Here is a 17,456-nt window from a genome sequence, read left to right as displayed (position 1 = left end):
CCGGGCAGGCTATGCTGCGGCCGCTTGTTAATAGACATAGATAAAAATATGAGCCAATTCGCATTTGTTTTTCCCGGTCAGGGTTCGCAAGCCATCGGCATGCTCAACGGTTTTGCCGGCAATGCCGTGGTCGATCAGACTGTGGCGGAAGCCTCGCAAGCATTAGGTTTTGATTTGGCCAAGTTGATCGCCGAAGGCCCGAAAGAGTCGCTCGACCTGACCACCAATACCCAGCCCGTGATGTTGACGGCCGCCGTCGCTTGTTATCGCGCCTGGCTGGCCGCTGGTGGTCCGCCACCGACGCTGGTGGCTGGGCATAGTCTCGGCGAATACTCGGCCTTGGTAGTGGCTGGCGTGATCGCCTTTGCCGATGCCGTGCCGCTGGTGCGTTTTCGCGCGCAAGCAATGCAAGATGCGGTACCGGTCGGGCAGGGCGGCATGGCGGCTATTCTGGGTTTGTCGGATCAAGATGTGCAAGCAGTTTGCCTGGCCGCGGCCCAGGGTGAGGTGGTTGAGGCGGTGAACTTCAATGCGCCAGCCCAAGTGGTGATTGCCGGGCATAAAGCCGCAGTAGAGCGCGCCTGTGAGTTGGCCAAAGCCAAGGGCGCCAAGCGCGCTCTGACTTTGCCGGTGTCGGCACCGTTTCACTCCAGTTTGCTCAAGCCGGCCTCGGATAAATTGCGTGCCTATTTGGCGACGCTGAGGTTTTTGCCGCCGACCATAGCGCTGATCAATAATGTCGATGTGGCGATCGAAACCGACCCTGTGGCGATCAAGGATGCGCTGGTACGTCAAGCGGCCAGTCCGGTGCGTTGGGTTGAGTCGGTGCAAAAAATGCAAGCCAGTGGTGTCACACATTTGATAGAATGCGGTCCGGGCAAGGTCTTGGCCGGCTTGACCAAACGTATCCATCCGGATCTGAGCGGTGAAGCCATGTACGATCAATTGACACTCGATAAAGTTTTGGGAATGGTAAAATGACGCAGAAATTAGCAAATCAAGTTGCCCTCGTGACCGGTGCCTCGCGCGGCATCGGCAAGGCGATTGCCATGGCACTGGCCGAGGCCGGTGCCAAGGTCATCGGTACGGCCACCAGCGCTGCCGGTGCACAAGCAATTTCCGATTATCTGGAAGCCGTGGCCCCTGGTTGCGGTAAGGGTGTGGCGCTGAATGTGACGGATGTGGCTGGTTGCGGTGCGCTGGTCGATGCCGTGCAAAAAGAATTTGGCAGTTTGTCTATTTTGGTGAATAACGCCGGTATCACGCAAGATCAGTTGGCCATGCGCATGAAGGAAGAGGAGTGGGATAGTGTCATTACTACTAACCTCAATGCGGTGGCGCGCCTGTCACGGGCAGTGTTGCGCGGCATGATGAAGGCCAAGCACGGACGCATTATCAATATCACCTCGGTGGTCGGTTCTTCCGGCAATCCGGGGCAAATGAATTATGCTGCCGCCAAGGCTGGGGTAGCCGGCATGAGTCGCGCCTTAGCGCGTGAAATCGGTAGCCGTAATATCACCGTCAACTGCATTGCACCGGGCTTCATCGATACCGATATGACGCGCGCCCTGACGGACGAACAAAAAACCGCAATTTTGCAGCAAATTCCTATGGGTAAGCTCGGTCGTCCGGAAGATATTGCCGCTGCGACCGTGTTTTTAGCCTCGCCCGATGCGGCATATATTACCGGAACCACGCTGCATGTGAATGGCGGTATGTACCTGGCCTAATTGGTTTTGTGGTAAATTGCCAGTCTTTTCTCTGGAATTAGCCGGAGTTGCGACTGGGAATTGAGAATATGTTCTTTTTGCCTGCAAACCTGCTAAAATGCGCGCACTTTCTGTAAGCCCTTATTTTTGATTTTTTCACTGGAGATACACATGTCCGATATCGAACAACGCGTTAAGAAAATTGTCGCTGAACAACTGGGTGTGGCTGAAGCTGACATCAAAATCGAATCCTCTTTCGTTGATGATCTGGGTGCGGATTCCCTCGATACAGTTGAATTGGTGATGGCCCTCGAAGACGAATTCGAAATGGAAATCCCTGATGAACAAGCAGAAAAAATTACGACAGTGCAACAAGCTGTTGACTACGCTACGGCGCACGTCAAGGCGTAATTCTTTACCCCGTTTTTCAAACCCAGGAGAAGCGCTTGAGTCGTACGCTTAAACGTCGTGTCGTAGTCACCGGACTCGGTTGTGTCTCACCAGTCGGCAACACTGTTGCCGCTGCATGGGAGGCGGTCAAAGCTGGTCAGTCTGGTATTGCTACTATTACTAAGTTTGATGCCACTCCGTTCACCACGCATTTTGCCGGTGAAGTGAAGGGTTTCAATGTCGAAGAGTACATGCCGGCAAAAGATGCTCGCAACATGGACAGCTTCATCCACTTCGGCATCGCTGCCGGGATGCAGGCTTTCCTTGATTGTGGCTTGCAGGTAACTGAAGAGAATGCTGAGCGTATCGGTGTCATCGTCGGTTCCGGCATCGGCGGCTTGCCGCTGATCGAAAACACCAAGGAAGTGCTGATTGAACGCGGTCCGCGTCGTATCAGCCCATTCTTTGTGCCGGCCTCGATCATCAATATGATTTCCGGTCATCTGTCGATCAAATACGGTCTCAAGGGACCGAATCTGGCGATCGTGACTGCGTGTACTACGGGCCTGCATTGCATCGGTTCGGCGTCACGGATGATTGAGTATGGCGATGCCGATGTGATGATTGCCGGTGGCGCAGAGTCGACCATTTCTCCTTTGGGGCTCGGTGGCTTTGCTTCTGCGCGGGCTTTGTCTTCGCGCAATGATGATCCGGCTACCGCTTCCCGACCGTGGGATAAGGACAGGGACGGGTTCGTACTCGGTGAAGGTGCCGGCGTGATGGTGCTGGAAGAGTATGAGCATGCCAAGGCACGCGGTGCACGTATCTATGCCGAGGTGATCGGTTTCGGCATGAGTGGCGATGCGTATCACATTACCTCGCCAAGTATGGATGGACCGCGCCGCAGTATGGTCAATGCGCTCAAAAATGCCGGTATCAATGGCGATCAGATTGATTACCTCAACGCGCACGGTACCTCGACGCCGTTGGGTGATAAAAATGAAACCGATGCGATCAAGGCAGCATTTGGTGCCGATGCTTACAAGCTGACCGTCAATTCCACCAAATCCATGACCGGGCATTTGCTCGGTGGTGCAGGCGGTTTGGAAGCCTTGTTCACGGTGCTGGCTTTGTATAATCAAATTTCGCCGCCGACGATCAACATCTTCAATCAAGATCCTGAATGCGATCTTGATTATTGCGCCAACATTGCGCGTGATATGAAGATTGATTACGCGATGAAAAATTCGTTTGGCTTCGGTGGAACGAATGGTACTTTGATTTTTGCTAAGGTCTGAGTTTTAGCAGCGCGCTAAACTGTCTGCAAAAAAGCACTTCGCTTCCCGCTGGGAACGAAGTGCTTTTTTTTGTTTGAGACAATGATCATGAGTATCGCACTGCAAATCCGTCTTGAGGCTTCGCGCCGCTTGCGCAACTGGCTGCTGTTGGCCTGTGCGCTGGCTTTAGTCAGTGTGCTGTTGTACTTGGCGCACTGCTACTCCGGGGCCTGCCACCGCTGGCCCAGTGCCGCCTGGCTGAGTCTGCTCGTGCCGGTGCTGGCTGGCGTGCAACTGCGGCGCTTTTGGCGCCGACAGACTCCGCTGGTGCTGTGTATTGATGCAAAAGGGCGAACATCGTTGTATTTTATATACAAAAATGGTGATTTCAGTCCGGCGGTGCCGGTCAGACTGGCGCCGCACAGCATTTTTTGGAATAGTTGTCTGGTCGTGCATTGGCTGCTGCCCGATGATACGCATCTGTGCCGCATTATTTTGCCGGACGCGCTGACAGCGGGCAGTTTTGCGCGTTTGCGTTTAAGTCTGTTATGGATACAGCGGCAGCATGAGCTTTGGTAATTGAAGAAAAGCGAGGAAAAGCGGGAACTTTTTTGACAACAGCGACTCTATGAAGCAGACAGTGGTGATGGTCGCGCTGCTAAGCCTAAGTTTTAAGCTATTTTGCACAGTTTTTGCAGCGACCGACATCCAAACACACAGAGCCGTTAAAGGTAGAAAAATACAGGGATGATTGAGTGACGACAGAGCGCGAGATAGACCATCTTTTGGTCGAGCGCGTGCAGCGTGGTGATAAAAAAGCATTTGAGCTTCTGGTTTCCAAATATCAAAGGAAACTGATGCGGCTCGTGTCTAGGCTCGTCTATGATCATGCCGAAGCGGAAGATGTTGTGCAAGAAGCCTTTATCAAAGCGTACCGGGCGCTACCTAATTTTCGCGGTGACGCGGCGTTTTACACTTGGCTCTATCGAATTGGCATCAATACCGCGAAAAACCACTTGGTCACGCAGGGGCGTAAAGCGCCGACCTCGACCGAGGCCGACGTCGAACTGGCCGAAACTTTTTCTGATGCCGACGGACTAAGAGATATCAACACGCCGGAATCACTGTTGGCCAGCAAGCAGATCGCCGCTACCGTCAATGCGGCCATGTCGGCTTTGCCGGAAGAATTGCGCAATGCGATTACGCTCAGAGAGATAGAAGGATTAACTTACGATGAAATTGCGCAGGTAATGGTATGCCCGATAGGCACTGTACGCAGTCGGATATTCCGCGCCCGTGAAGCCATCGCTGAGCGTTTGCGTCCTATACTCGGGACCAATCTCGATCAGCGCTGGTAAGCGGCGTGCACTAACAAATATGATTTGAACAGCGCTATCTTGGTAGGAAAAATGAAGAACGACACCTCAAAAAACGAAACTATTTCTGCCCTTGCCGATGGCGAGCTCGACGACGCTGCCATCGCTGCATTGCTGTTGCAGATGGATGAGACCGATGACCGCGCATCGTGGGACCACTGCCATTTGATCGCGGATGCCTTGCGATCGGACGACTTGGCCTTCGAGATGAGCAGTGATTTCAGTGCGCGCTTTGCTCAGCGTTTCGCCAGTGAACCGATATTGTTGATGCCGCATTTACATCAATCGGCAGAACTGCCACGCGCCGCCAAAGCCTCGTTTTTCCGTTCGTATATGGCCGTTGCCGGGGCCAGCGCAGCGGCCTTATTGGCCTTCGTACTGGTGCCGCAATTACTGCATCTCGGTAGTTCTCCCGAGCTGCAAGCCAGTCGCAGCGCCACCCCGACGACGCCAGTGCAACTGGCATCGGCCTCCTTGGTGGCGGCCGATACGATGCTGCTGCAAGCGCAAAACGAGGCGGCCCAGCAGAATGCCGAACGTGAAATGCTGCGCGACCCGCGTATCGACAGCTATCTGATCGCACATCAACGTTTTTCACCTGATATCAGCAATGGCGCGGCGTATGTGACGCATGTGCAGCTGCGTTCGGCGGCGGAGAAATAAGTATTATGCGTGTGTATCGTATGGCTTTCGCCTTGGTGTTGCCGATTTTGATCGCCAGCCTGACCGTATCAGTGGCTTTTGCACTGGAAAATCAGGAAGAAAAACGTGAGATGCAAGGCGTCTTGCGCAAGATGCAAGCGTCGGCGCAGCGCCTTAATTACGCCGGCACCTTTGTGTATCAGCAAGCCAGTCAGATGCGCACCTCGCGCATTACGCATCACGCTGATGCCGCCGGTGAAATTGAAAAACTTGAAATACTCGATGGTCGGCCGCGCGAATATTTGCGTCGTAACGAGGAGGTCAGTTGTTATCTGCCCGATACCAAAACCATACAGGTAGAAAAAAATGTCACGCAAGAAGTATTTCCAGCCCTGCTGACACAAAATGCGCAAGCTTTGCCAGACCTGTACCTGATCAAAAAGGCTGAGGTGGCGCGTGTGGCCGGCTTGGAATGCCAAACCTATCTGCTCGAACCACGCGACGGCGCACGCTACGGTTATCGCCTGTGTTCCGAGAAGCAGTCGGGCTTGTTGTTACGCGCCCAGACGGTGAATGCCAAGAATGAAGTTATAGAACAAATCGCCTTCACCCAAATCAGTATTGGCGATGTCGATAAAAATAAATTGAAACCGAGTTTTCCAAATATTTCGCAATGGCATGTTGAAAATTTGACGGTTGAGTCCAATATTCATTCAGGCTGGCAAGTTACGTCGGTGCCCAATGGGTTTAAAAAAATCAAGGAAATGAAACGTTTGATCGCGACTGCGGCCCCCGGCCAGCCCGGGGCGGCACATCCGGTGATACAGATGATTTTTTCCGATGGTTTGGCCACGATCTCAGTTTTCATCGAACCCGATCATGAAAATCGCAGCGAAGGTAGTCTGCAACAAGGGGCGATGACGATCATGGCGAAACGCCAGGGCCATTATTGGCTCACCGTGGTCGGTGAGGTGCCGGCGGCAGCGATTCATCAGGTGATGAATTCGATAGAATACAAAACCAAGCCTTAAATTCTGAATCCGGAATCCTGAAGTGTATGGAAGAGTGTTGAAGTGTCCTGAAGTTTCTACCAACCAAACTGTCAACAGTTTAAGAGTGAGGCTATGAAAGCAAATCCTATTTTCCCCGCAGAAAAAATTCTCGCGCGTCTGATCGTCAGTCTCTGCATTGGCGTCAGCGCACCGCTGGCCTTAGCAGCGCCGGCAGCCGCAGCAATGGTAAGTGGCTTACCCGACTTTACCGAGCTCGTCGATAGAGCTGGCCCGGCCGTCGTCAATATTCGTACCACTGAAAAATTGTTGTCTGGTGCAGGCGAAGTTAGTTCCGATGACGCGCAGATGCAGGAATTTTTCCGGCGCTTCTTCGGTGTCCCTATGCCTAAACAAGCACCGGCACCACGCGGCCGTAAACCGGCACCGGAAGAAGAAGTGCCGCGCGGAGTAGGGTCGGGCTTCATTCTTTCCGCCGATGGCTATGTACTGACCAATGCGCATGTGGTGGAAGGGGCCTCGGAAGTCTACGTCAAGCTGACCGATAAGCGCGAATTCAAAGCCAAAGTCATCGGCAGCGACAAGCGTACTGACGTCGCCGTGCTCAAAATCGAAGCAAGCAAATTACCCAAGGTAACAATCGGCGACTCCGATAAAATCCGTGCCGGCGAATGGGTGATTGCGATCGGCTCGCCATTTGAACTCGACAATACGGTTACCGCCGGTATCGTCTCGGCCAAGGCGCGCGACACCGGTGATTTTCTGCCTCTGATTCAAACTGATGTTGCCGTCAATCCCGGCAATTCCGGCGGTCCGCTGATCAATATGCGTGGCGAGGTTGTCGGTATCAACTCGCAGATTTACAGCCGCTCCGGCGGCTATATGGGGATTTCCTTCGCCATTCCGATTGACGAAGCCATGCGCGTAGCCGATCAACTCAAAGCTTCGGGTAAAGTTACCCGCGGCCGTATCGGTGTGCAGATCGGTGAGGTCTCGAAAGAAGTGGCGGAATCTTTAGGCTTGCCGAAGGCACAGGGTGCCGTGATCGCGCGAATCGAAGCCGGTTCACCGGCCGAAAAAGCCGGTTTGCAGGATGGCGATGTGATCCTCAAGCTCAATGGTGCGGCAATCGAGAAATCCGGCGATTTGCCGCGTATCGTCGGTGCGATTGCACCGGGTGCCAAGGCCAGCATCACAGTTTGGCGCAAGGGTGCGGTGCGTGAATTGCCGATCACGGTAGCGGAAATGGAAGCGGATAAGCCAGTACCGAAACCAGGTGATAAAAAGAATAAGAAAGAGCCGGATAATCTGCTAGGCTTGGCCGTTACCGATCTCAATGAAGCGCAAAAGAAAGAGCTGCAGTCGGGTGGGGTGGTGATCGAAAATGTCGATGGTCCCGCTGCTGCGGTTGGTTTGAAGGCTGGCGATGTGATTCTGATGCTCAATAACGTCAGCATCAAAGATGCCAAGCAATTCAATGCGATGCTTGCTAAACTCGATGCCAAGAAAGCGGCCGCATTATTGGTCAAACGTGGTGATATCTCGCAGTTCATTCTGCTTAAGCCACAAGCGCAGTAATTCGAGTACTTTCAATGCCCGTCGCTGTGTTTGCAGCGGCGGGCATCTTTTTTTTGCAGCGCCGATGGGTTCAAACCATCGGCCCACGCTTGGCAGTATTATTGGTCGTTGGACTCCAGGTCAGCCGTTTCTACTGGGCGCTGCGCCGATAAGTCTTCGACCGCGTCGCTCTTCGCGAAGCTCACCCATTGATTATCCAATGCCCCCGCACTGCTGTCGCCATTTTCCAAGAACAGGTAGCGGCCGGGCAGGACTTCGTAGCTGCGGACGGTTTCTCGCGGGGCCTTGACCGGTAAATTCACCAAGCTGGCTAATTCCTGGGCGAAGCCATTTGCGCCGCTGCGACTACTGAACAGGCGGATGCTTTCGGCACCACTCTGGGCCAACATGGGCGCAGTCAAGCCGGCCAAGGTTTCGGCAGTGTAGCTGTGCGCACCAGATAAGCTACCGCGAAATTGCGCGCTCTTGCCATCGCTGTCACCGATCAAATTCAATCGTATCGTGCTCGGATCTCCCGTTTCATCCAAAAAGTACTCGAAGCGATAGTCGAGATGTGCGCTGATCGTCGCGCTGTTGGCCAGTTTTTCTGCTTCCGACCAGGCATCGATGCTGCTACGCAGATCGTTACTGTAAACCCGGCGTGCCGTTGCCACAATACCGCTGTCGGGAGCGTCCGGACGGACGGCCATCGCATTGCTCGGGCCGGCCTGATTGTCGGCACGCGCTTGTGCCGTTCCATGGCGCGCCACATTGCCTTCGATTTGCTGTAAGAATTTGTCGTGGAGGGCAGAGAGCCCACCGACTTCCGGGATGGCGTCGAGCGTATGGGAAATGCCGACCAAGCTGAGCTGGCCGAATAACACGTTGCCGGCGTACGGAATCCCGTCGCCTTTAATGAGAAAGTTGCGTACGCGCGAAGCCGCATGTTCGAGCGCCGAGCTGCTGCCGAGTCGGTTCAGTAACTCGTGCTGGATCTCGCGACCGAATTGGGCTGGGTTGAAGGCCGTACACGCCACGGCTTGTTGTGGTGTTGATAACTGCAAGGCTGCATACGCCGCTTCGCCGCCTCCTTTGGAGTGACCGATGAATTTCAACGGGCCATACGTTGCCAATTCAGGAAAGCTGCTGCTGCCTACGGCTTGTCGCAGTTCTTGGGCTAACTGAGCGGCTTGCTTGTAGCTGGCCGGGGTCCGTCCCAGCAGGGCATTCTTGGCATTGGCACCGTATTGCGTCCATGTTATGCCGCGATTCGCCCAGGTGCGTTTAGTCAGATCGCCACCGTAGCTTTGACCGCTGGTTGAACCACCGAACACCAGACGCAGTTCGCGCGTTTCAGCATTGTTAAACACATAGGCGACCAGACCGGTTTTGCTATCGACCATCAGACCGCTGGCGGGATCGAATTCCAATCGCATGCGTTCTGCCAGATAGGCGCTCAGCGCGGTATCCGTGCGCCATTCTGGTAATCGACTCAAATCACCTGAATACGGATAAGCAGCCAGCCGTGCTTCGGTCAGTAATTGCTGGCCTGCACCTTCGCTAGCCCAGTCGAACTGCGTTTTACTATAGACAAATTCACGGCCATTCATTTTTTGAACGTTATTGAAGCAATATTTTTCCAAACCTGGTACGGGCGCACGTTTGAAACGCGTGGCTTGATTTACCAATGTGAGCGTCAAAACGGCTTCGTGTTCTTCGTGGGTTTCGTGCAGATCCAGATTGACACCGGGTGCGAGCGCGAACACCAGCCGGCCGCGCTGCTGTTTTTCATTCACAAACACTAAGCCGGCGGCACGGTCTTCGCTGACATTGGCCTCCTCTTCACCCAGCGACAAGTGCTCATTGGGTAAGCGCACCTGATACACGAAACCGAGTGGCATACTGCGTAAATTGAACAGCATATCGTTTTCTCCCTCGATGCTGTTATTGCCAGCCGGGTGGCCTACCCATTCAGCGGGGATGCGCACGCCGATTGCGCCGGGATTGACTTCGATGAGGGTGACTGGCACCGGCTGTGCCAGTTGCGGCAGCGTGACCTCGCCCGATCCCGGTGAAAACCAAGGCGCTGCGTGACCGGCAGGCGAAAAACGCACACCAACATCAGACATCGTACCCATTGGGATCGGGGTGCTTGTCTCGTCCCAGGCCACGCTCAGGCCAGTCAGTTGGTCAATGCGGTAGGGCTGGCCGTGATAGCTGAGCCCCGGCACGAGCGCGGTGTTGGCGGCCTGAGCGAGTAAGCGAGCTGGGTCGCTGTCAGCGGTTTGCAGACGCGTTTGCACGACATCGTGTCGCTTGAAGATGACTTCGTTGAGTTGCAGTTCGAAAGGCATCTGCCATTTAAGATGGATTTCTCCTTGCTGCGCATGACGCAAAATAAGTATATTGCCGCGTTTGTTGGCAGACCAATCTTCCCAACGCCGTGCATGCAGAGTCAGCTTGCGATGGCCTCGGCGCGGCTTGACGTTCAGCTCCACTTTGCCGGCAAAGCTGTCGGGGATATGTACGGTCTCGTTGTGCAGCGTCGTGATCTGCCAGATTTCATCTGCCGCCGGGTGGACTTCCAGGTAGCTGTTGAGATGGGCATCACGACTACTCTCCTGGGTTGGGGCCAGTTTAAGCACGCCTTTGCTGTTGGCTTTGCTGACGCTGTACTCATGGACGATTCCTTGCACTTGACCAGCTTGCAGCAGCAGCATATCGCTACTGTTGCGGTGGTAGAGTCGGTGTGCCCCGGCTGCGCTTCTGCCGCGGTAGTCGATGTGGCCGTAACGGAATGGTGCGGGCAAGATGCTCCATTGTTCGCGCAGCAGGCCGTCCGGCTGGCGCTCGCTTTCGAGCAAGAAGTTGCCGTGTGCACTGCGCAGCAACAAGACCCCACTCGGTTGATGATTGCTGGTCAGCAGCATTTTCGGCATTTTGCCGATCGCGTTCAGTTGCCGGTAGACCGCTTTGGAAAGCGTATACCAAGGGCTAGACTGTGACGCATGGCCGCCGTTGATCGCGTCGAGAATGTCGGTCGCGTTGTGGTGGTGGTAAGCCTGCACCTCATACTGCTCGCCATTGAGTTTGCCAAATAAAGCCAGGCCGGCTTGATTGTCAATATAGCGGGCCGCATTCGGATGAATGAAGTAAGCGTGTTCGGGTGTGCGTGCCACACAGTATTGCGCTGAAGTGGTGCTGCAAAAACTCAGCGGATTGCGGTCAGACGGCGTCGCCGGTGTCAGTTCCATACAGCGCAATAGCGCTTGGTAGGGCATGGTGCTGCTGACTTTGACGCGCTCTATCAAATAGCCGGAGCGGGCCATTTCGTAATGATGAAAATCGACTTGACCATCGTTGTTGATGATGCGCTCGGTGTAGGGGTTTCCTTTACTTAAACTCAGATAGTGTTCGATCAAGGGCTTCATGGCGAGGACGCGCAAGACACCGAAAGAACTGTCGGGAGCGAATTGAATCCCGTAAAAGCGCAACAGTTGCCCCAGGCTAGGCGGATTATCCGGGGCATGCAGTGGCGGCGGCAATAAGCTGCGCAACTCTTCGGCTAATTGCAGCGGCTGATGGATGAAGCGGCCTAGCTCGCTACGCAGCGTGCCTGGTGCGGGATTACGCTCGGCAGCTTGCTGCATGTTGGCAACTTCAGCATCGATTGCTTGCAGTACTTGCGCGCTGAGGAAGGCGCGCAGGCGGGCGCTTTCTGCCGGATTGGCATCGCGCCCAGCATGCTCGGTGATGACATAAAAGCCCACGGTGACGCCGTCGGCATTGCGTCGTCGCCAGTAGGCTTCTTTGATCATTGACAGTTCCTCACCGTTATACCGCCACAAGGGGCCACGTTCGCGGTGAAATTGCCAATTGCCTTGGCCCAGACCAATTTTCTCAAGAAAGCCGCCAGGCATCAAACTCTCGACCGGATTGAGTGTCGCCAGATCAATTTGCTGCGCTTGTTCCAAGGTGTCGAACGGCTCGCCGCTGACTTCCCAGCGCAGTAAACTATCGACCTGTTCGGTGCGACTGAAGAATTCGTATTGCCGATCGCGCCCGACGAAGTGCAAACCGCGACTCAACAGTTCCGGCATGATGCGCAATTGGTGGTAGTCGGTATCGAAGAAAGCGATGTGCCGGCCCGAGGTAATCAGTACCCGCTTATCAAAGCGGACATGACGCTGCTGTTTTTTGACTTGCATCAGTTCTTGCGCACCAGGCATGTGCTCTGCCGGATAATCGAGTTGCTCGACGCGGGGGAAAAAATCGCCAGCCTCTATGCGGTAATGTAACTTGACTTCGACCGCTGTGTCGGTGAGCGTGACAGTACGATTTCCCGATAGCACATAATTTGATAACAGGGTCTGCGCCTTTTCGATCAAGCTCGCGCACGCGTCGAGATCGATGGCACTCATGGTGTTATTGTTTTTTTGCTGCCATTGGCCGTAGTCCTTTTTGCCACGGCGGTCTTCGGCCAGAGTGCGCAGCGCGTAGTGCTCCATAATTTCCAGGCTGCGATAGTCACCTTTTGCTGCGCGTACCGCGCCTTGGAAGTTGACTTCGTCGTGCAGCGGGTAGCGGATGCTGAGATGGAGTGCACCCTCGGTCGAGAGGCGCGATCGGTGATCGGTGATATCTTGTCCTATCTGCTCTCGCAAGCTCGGAATGATACGTCCGAGTATCGCCCCATAGTCGAGCGCCAGCGCTCGGACTGCCATGAAGCGTTGATATTCTTGCGCAGCAAGTGGCCGCGGCGCTTGTAATGGACCATCGTAGTAGTCAAAATAGAGGGAACTGGCATTGCCCGCGTTCTGCACCAGAATATTGCCGAGCAAAGGAGGCGCATCGCCATCGGCATAGTGCTGATATCCCTGTGGGATAGGACGTGCCAAGTGCTTGGGCACTTCAAAACCGCTGGTGTTGGGATGCATATAATCGTAGCTAGGCAGCTTGCCCCAGGCTTTCGGTTGGCCGATTTTCCAACCGACCGAAGCGGCATTCCATTCCAGTGGATAGCGCACGCCGTCGTAGACCATGTCACTGGGCAGATCAACAGATTGCTCGTCAGCATAAAGTGGGAATTCCAAGCTACGATCGAGATTGCTTTTAAAATTTTGGTATTCGGCACTGAAATGTGCCAGTAAGGCGTCACGGTAACTATCTGGATAGCCCATCAGGTACCCGCCTGAGTGGGCCATTGAGTGGTGGGCAATAGGGAGTCCTATTTCTCCGCCCTGGTGTTTCTCCTCGGAAATGCGGGCAAATTTGGCAACCGTAGGGAATTCGATTTTTAAGCCCCATTGTTGCGCCTCGTGGCTGCTGGCCGTACTGATGGTTTGATAGAGGGAATTCTCAGGAAGCAAGCCGCGGACATAATCATAAGCAGGTAATCCATTAATTTTCACCAGTTTATCCATCAACACGCCGTCAGAGTCGGTATGCTCGAAGCGGTAAGCCATGGCTTCTTCCGTATCGCGACGCGATGCTGACACATGCTGCAGGCGGATGGTGAGCTTTCTGGCTTGCTCGGGATCGCTGACAAAGGCAATGGTGGCTGAGCCATCGCCGATGGCCTTGGTATCGGTGCTTAAACTGAGCAAAAAACCGGCACCAGCTTGACTGCTTAAGACATAGCCCTTGGCTTCGGCATTGAGTGCCACGAAAACGCGATGCCCGGGATCGGCGGCGCGATTGTTGAGCGTGACGGTGAGGCGTTTGCGCTGTGATTGCTGCGGCGGTGGCAACAGGTAGAGCGCCACCGGGCCGGTGCGATCAAATGTATAGCTGAGCTTGCTGTCGACGCCCATGTAATCGTAGTCTTCTATCATCCAGTTGCCGTCGCGAACAGGAAATGTGTTTTTGTAAGCGCTGTTTTCCCAATTCAGTAATTCAGCATCCTTCCTCAGTGCAAAAGCAATTGCCATGGACTTTTTCCATTGCATTTCCAAAGCGGGCACGAGTGAGGCGATCACGGTCACTACCTTGCCAGTGGGAAGTGGCGTCTCGTAAGGTGCTTGGGTGGTGCCGGTAATATTGCTTAATGGCAGTGCTTGATTCGGCGTGAGCTTTTCTCCTCCCAGGGTTTCGCCGACATCGCGGTAGGGGGATGGCGGCGGTTTGGCGTAGGCCGATGCCGCCCACATAATGAGGTATGGCAGCGCTGCCCAGCCTTCCAGACTGCCGCCGCGGAATACCTTGACTTCTCCCGGAACGCAAGCCAGTGCTTGGTCGCTGATATGGCAGGCGGAGACAGGAAACAATTTTGAGCTTTCCCATACGGTCGAATTACCGACTTCCAAGCTCGTATTGCGAGCGAATAAAGGCGCTTGGTAGGCATCCCAGTTTTGCTTGAGCTTGCCGATGGTGGCAGCCGATTTATCACCAAGCGCCCGATGCTCGCCGATTTTTTCGACCACATAGCTCAAGCCTTGCACCAGCATTGCCGGCAAACGCAAGGGCGGAAATGCCAGGCTGGCGATTTGCAAGCCCAAGGCCAAGTTGTTGAGTCCTAATTGCAGACTGTATTCCAAGCGTTGTGCAGCAGTCAGCTTGTCCGATAACAGCAGGTCGATCAGTCTGACATTGTCGATCATTGCCGCACTGATTTCGACGGTCCCCAGAGCGCCGCCCAGGCCTCTGGCTAACGCTTTGAGGAGGGTGACCTGGGCTAGGCTTGCTTTGCCGGCGGCCCACGCTGCGAAACATTCATTGTATTCCCACACCGCGCCCATAAAGCCGGCCAACTGTCCGTACTGACCGCGCTGGGTATCGCTGAACATTTCCTGCGGTCCTTTCAGTATGCCCTCGACAATTTCATTGGCATTCATCGCACCGCCGACACCGTTCATCGCTCGGCCTGTACCGCGCAGTACCTTCCCCGCTAACTGTTTGTGCCAGCCAGCGCCTTCGTAGCCATTGGCACGGATCAGTTGGCCGAAGTGCTCTGGGCCTATCGTTTTGCTTAATTTGTTGCCAATTTTGGTGAGAAAGGTGAGCGTGAATTGCATTTTTCCCACTTGCTCGACACGCTGGAGTCTGGCCCCTTGCTCGCTGGCGGAGAGCAGTACTTCGGCGGCCTTCTGGGTTTGGCCCCATGGATCGGCGGCATGCTGACTGGGGTGTAAAGTCTCGGCTTGCAATAATTCCCAGGCTGGGTCGCCGAGCTGTTTTTCTTGCTCGGCCGGCCGGCTGCGCTGCGCTTCCGGGTCCATCAGGCAGGCTTGCCGCGCTGTGACGCTGGTGAATAATTGACTCATGATAGCGGCACTCAGTACTGGGCCGGCCATGCCTGCATTGCGACCGGCGCTCAGCATGGCTGCTGCGGCCAATGCACTGGTGGCAGCAGTAGTGGCACTTGCGATAGTCGTCAGCGTTGCCGCGCTTGGCGTACTTGCCACAGGGCTAGCAAGGCTGGGCGCGACGCCGTCGATCTCACGCCAGGCACTGATGCTATGTTCCAGTGATGGCACGCGAGCACTGATCACTTCCTGCGGCAGCAGGACTTGCTGTCGGTGTGCCTGGTTGGCAGCGGCACTGTGAAGGCGCGCCAGTTCGGTGATGTAGCCGTTTGCCTCCAGCAGCTCAGCCGAAGAGAACGTGTTTTCTTGACGGGCTTGCCACCAGCGCTGCTTCAATTGGTCGATTATTTCAGCTTCGCTTGGGCTCGACGTGTCGGGGTGGTGGGTGCTGCGCCAGGTATTGTCGGCCGCTTCTCGCTCACGCTGCCAGTCGGTTTCCAGCGCGCCGGCATGCTGCCAGCGCTGGAATGAGGCGAGAGCATCGCCTGCCAGCGCGAGTGCCCCTAAGCCTGTCTTGGTGCGGGTGTCGATGCGTTGTTCGTGGTCTTGCTGTGCTTGCCGCTGTTGCTGCGCCAATTGTAAGGTGTCGTGCAGCAGCAGCGGTGGCAGGATGGGGTACCATTGCCCCTTCAAATTGCGCATGGTGTTGCTGGCCGCGTGGCGCAATTCATGAATGCAGGCGGCGCGCGCATCGATTTCTTCGAGGGCGGTGAGCCATGGTTGTAGCAAGCGCAGGCACTGGACGGCATCGAGCGTAGGCGGCTCGCTCGGCGGCTGTGCTTCGCCGCGCACGCTGCTCGCGTGTTGGCGCTGCCGTGACATCGCTAGGCTCACCAGATCGGTTAAGTCGGTGACACTGGCCTTGAGTAGCCGGCCTAAGGCGCTATGCTTGCGCAGCCCGGCTTGCTGTGCAAGCAGGTTGTTCGTCAGCAGTGGCTGATACTGTTGCCTTAGCTGAATGAGCATTTCTTTGCTCAAGGCGCGACAGGCAGCGGCAGCAGCGGCGCTGAGCTCCGGCGTCGCGTCGGCTTGTTCAAGCAGATCTTCATCGACCAGAGTCTCGACTTGTTGGCAAAATGCATCAATTCTTTCGTGCTGCCGTAGGCTCGCCTGCGTGCCTTCAAAGACCGGCCGCATCGAATAGAGCAGGCGTGCAAACCAGCCCGCTTGCTCGCGAGGTGCCAAGCCGTCGAGCAGGCTACGCGCCGGATGCGTGCTCGGCAAGGCCCGCAATGCCTCTGCGGCGTTGCTCATGCATGTTTTTAAACATGGATGCTGAGGGTCCAGAACTTGCGGCGCAAAATTTTCCGCACGCTCTTCTTCGGGTTTCTCATTCAGGATAGGCACGGCAGTGGCAAGCAGTTGCGCAGCCAAGGCGGTGGCGCGCTGTTCGGCCCAGAACCACCATTCTTGCGGGCCGTGCCAATCTGCTTCGCTCAAGCAGGACGGTTCGGCACTTGCGTATGCCGGGTTGTGGCTCGCGCTGGGAAGATCAGATTGCGTCCTTGGTTTGCTGAGCGCTGCGTCGCGGCCGATCGCTGCTTGCTCGGCCAGTTCCGCTGCGAAAAAAGGGGTGAGCTGATCCCAGTGCTGCGCGACATAATCCCACACCTGTTGACGTGCTTTATTTATGTCGGTGTCGCTGCCGCTGTGTCCAAGGCCACGCACCAGGGCGCGGTAGAAGCAATCGCCGTCGGCGCGCACATCGCACCAGCCGTGCTCGTCGAGATAGCGGTAATGATTTTGATTGATACGCAGTAAAATCACGTCGTCGCGTCGTATATTCAGTAAGCCGGCGAGGCTGGCGTTACCCATGTTCTGCTGGTCGGCGTCAAACCGACAGGTACGCCATTGCGCAGGCAAGCGGCCTTGCTTCGTGCTGTTGAGCGTATCGAGAAGAGCCGCATTGCTGGAGTCGGCACGCCATGTCAGCAATTGTTCTGCCAAGTGCTTGACGTCATTTTCTTGATCGACATCGAAAATCGTTAAACCGCGTGAGGGATCTGGCCACATCTCGGTGCGGACTGCAATTTGCGGGATGATGTCGCCGGCGGCATGATGCCAACTGCCGGTGCGGAGAATGTCGTGCTTAGCCTGTTGCCATAGCGTCGATGGCAGTGATGTTGCTTGGCACGCAGTCGCCGCCTGTGGCGTGTGATGCACTTGTTGCAAGCGCATTGGTAGTATTCGA

10 protein-coding genes are annotated in these 17,456 nt (G+C 55.3%); 9 read left to right on the top strand and 1 reads right to left on the bottom strand.

Annotated elements, in window-relative coordinates; translation table 11 throughout:
• Positions 1-48 precede the first annotated feature (48 nt).
• The 9 genes from fabD (at position 49) to RHM61_RS17090 (ending at position 7,982) form a co-directional block, all read left to right on the top strand.
• Positions 49-981: an ACP S-malonyltransferase gene (gene fabD / locus RHM61_RS17130; RefSeq protein ID WP_322248500.1), complete on the top strand. Its 933-nt coding sequence runs from the start codon at positions 49-51 to the stop codon at positions 979-981.
• Positions 978-1,730: a 3-oxoacyl-ACP reductase FabG gene (gene fabG / locus RHM61_RS17125; protein WP_322248499.1), complete on the top strand. Its 753-nt coding sequence runs from the start codon at positions 978-980 to the stop codon at positions 1,728-1,730. Before fabD ends, fabG begins: the two co-directional genes overlap by 4 nt.
• Before the next feature lie 150 nt (positions 1,731-1,880).
• Positions 1,881-2,120 carry an acyl carrier protein gene (acpP, locus tag RHM61_RS17120; protein WP_322248498.1) on the top strand — a complete coding sequence of 80 codons (240 nt, stop codon included), beginning with the start codon at positions 1,881-1,883 and terminating at the stop codon, positions 2,118-2,120.
• A gap of 35 nt (positions 2,121-2,155) precedes the next feature.
• A complete protein-coding gene (fabF, locus tag RHM61_RS17115) occupies positions 2,156-3,397 on the top strand; it encodes a beta-ketoacyl-ACP synthase II (protein ID WP_322248497.1) in 1,242 nt (413 codons plus the stop codon).
• An 87-nt stretch (positions 3,398-3,484) separates the two neighbouring features.
• Positions 3,485-3,955 carry a hypothetical protein gene (locus RHM61_RS17110; RefSeq protein ID WP_322248496.1) on the top strand — a complete coding sequence of 157 codons (471 nt, stop codon included), beginning with the start codon at positions 3,485-3,487 and terminating at the stop codon, positions 3,953-3,955.
• A gap of 176 nt (positions 3,956-4,131) precedes the next feature.
• Positions 4,132-4,734 (top strand): RNA polymerase sigma factor RpoE, encoded by a 603-nt coding sequence (rpoE, locus tag RHM61_RS17105; protein WP_322248495.1) that lies wholly within the window; start codon positions 4,132-4,134, stop codon positions 4,732-4,734.
• 24 nt (positions 4,735-4,758) lie between these two features.
• Complete coding sequence (locus RHM61_RS17100) at positions 4,759-5,415, top strand: sigma-E factor negative regulatory protein (RefSeq protein ID WP_322248494.1); 657 nt, start codon at positions 4,759-4,761, stop codon at positions 5,413-5,415.
• A 5-nt stretch (positions 5,416-5,420) separates the two neighbouring features.
• Positions 5,421-6,425 carry a MucB/RseB C-terminal domain-containing protein gene (locus RHM61_RS17095; protein ID WP_322248493.1) on the top strand — a complete coding sequence of 335 codons (1,005 nt, stop codon included), beginning with the start codon at positions 5,421-5,423 and terminating at the stop codon, positions 6,423-6,425.
• Positions 6,426-6,518: 93 nt separating this feature from the next.
• On the top strand, positions 6,519-7,982 hold the full coding sequence (locus tag RHM61_RS17090) for a DegQ family serine endoprotease (RefSeq protein WP_322248491.1): 1,464 nt from the start codon (positions 6,519-6,521) through the stop codon (positions 7,980-7,982).
• A 98-nt stretch (positions 7,983-8,080) separates the two neighbouring features.
• On the opposite strand, the gene RHM61_RS17085 is transcribed toward RHM61_RS17090, so the two are convergent.
• Positions 8,081-17,443, bottom strand: a complete 9,363-nt coding sequence (locus RHM61_RS17085; protein WP_322248489.1) for a hypothetical protein — start codon at positions 17,441-17,443, stop codon at positions 8,081-8,083.
• Positions 17,444-17,456: the final 13 nt, after the last annotated feature.

The sequence above is a fragment of the Undibacterium sp. CCC3.4 genome (genome assembly GCF_034347425.1).
In the GTDB taxonomy this organism is placed as follows: Bacteria; Pseudomonadota; Gammaproteobacteria; order Burkholderiales; family Burkholderiaceae_D; genus Undibacterium.
The sequence above is the reverse complement of the archived record's forward strand: the minus strand, read 5'-3'. Positions and strand labels throughout refer to the sequence as shown.

Coding starts and splice junctions, on each gene's coding strand:
- fabD (WP_322248500.1), top strand. CDS start 49: ATGAGCCAATTCGCATTTGTTTTTCCCGGTCAGGGTTCGCAAGCCATC.
- fabG (WP_322248499.1), top strand. CDS start 978: ATGACGCAGAAATTAGCAAATCAAGTTGCCCTCGTGACCGGTGCCTCG.
- acpP (WP_322248498.1), top strand. CDS start 1,881: ATGTCCGATATCGAACAACGCGTTAAGAAAATTGTCGCTGAACAACTG.
- RHM61_RS17110 (WP_322248496.1), top strand. CDS start 3,485: ATGAGTATCGCACTGCAAATCCGTCTTGAGGCTTCGCGCCGCTTGCGC.
- RHM61_RS17095 (WP_322248493.1), top strand. CDS start 5,421: ATGCGTGTGTATCGTATGGCTTTCGCCTTGGTGTTGCCGATTTTGATC.
- RHM61_RS17090 (WP_322248491.1), top strand. CDS start 6,519: ATGAAAGCAAATCCTATTTTCCCCGCAGAAAAAATTCTCGCGCGTCTG.
- RHM61_RS17085 (WP_322248489.1), bottom strand. CDS start 17,443: ATGCGCTTGCAACAAGTGCATCACACGCCACAGGCGGCGACTGCGTGC.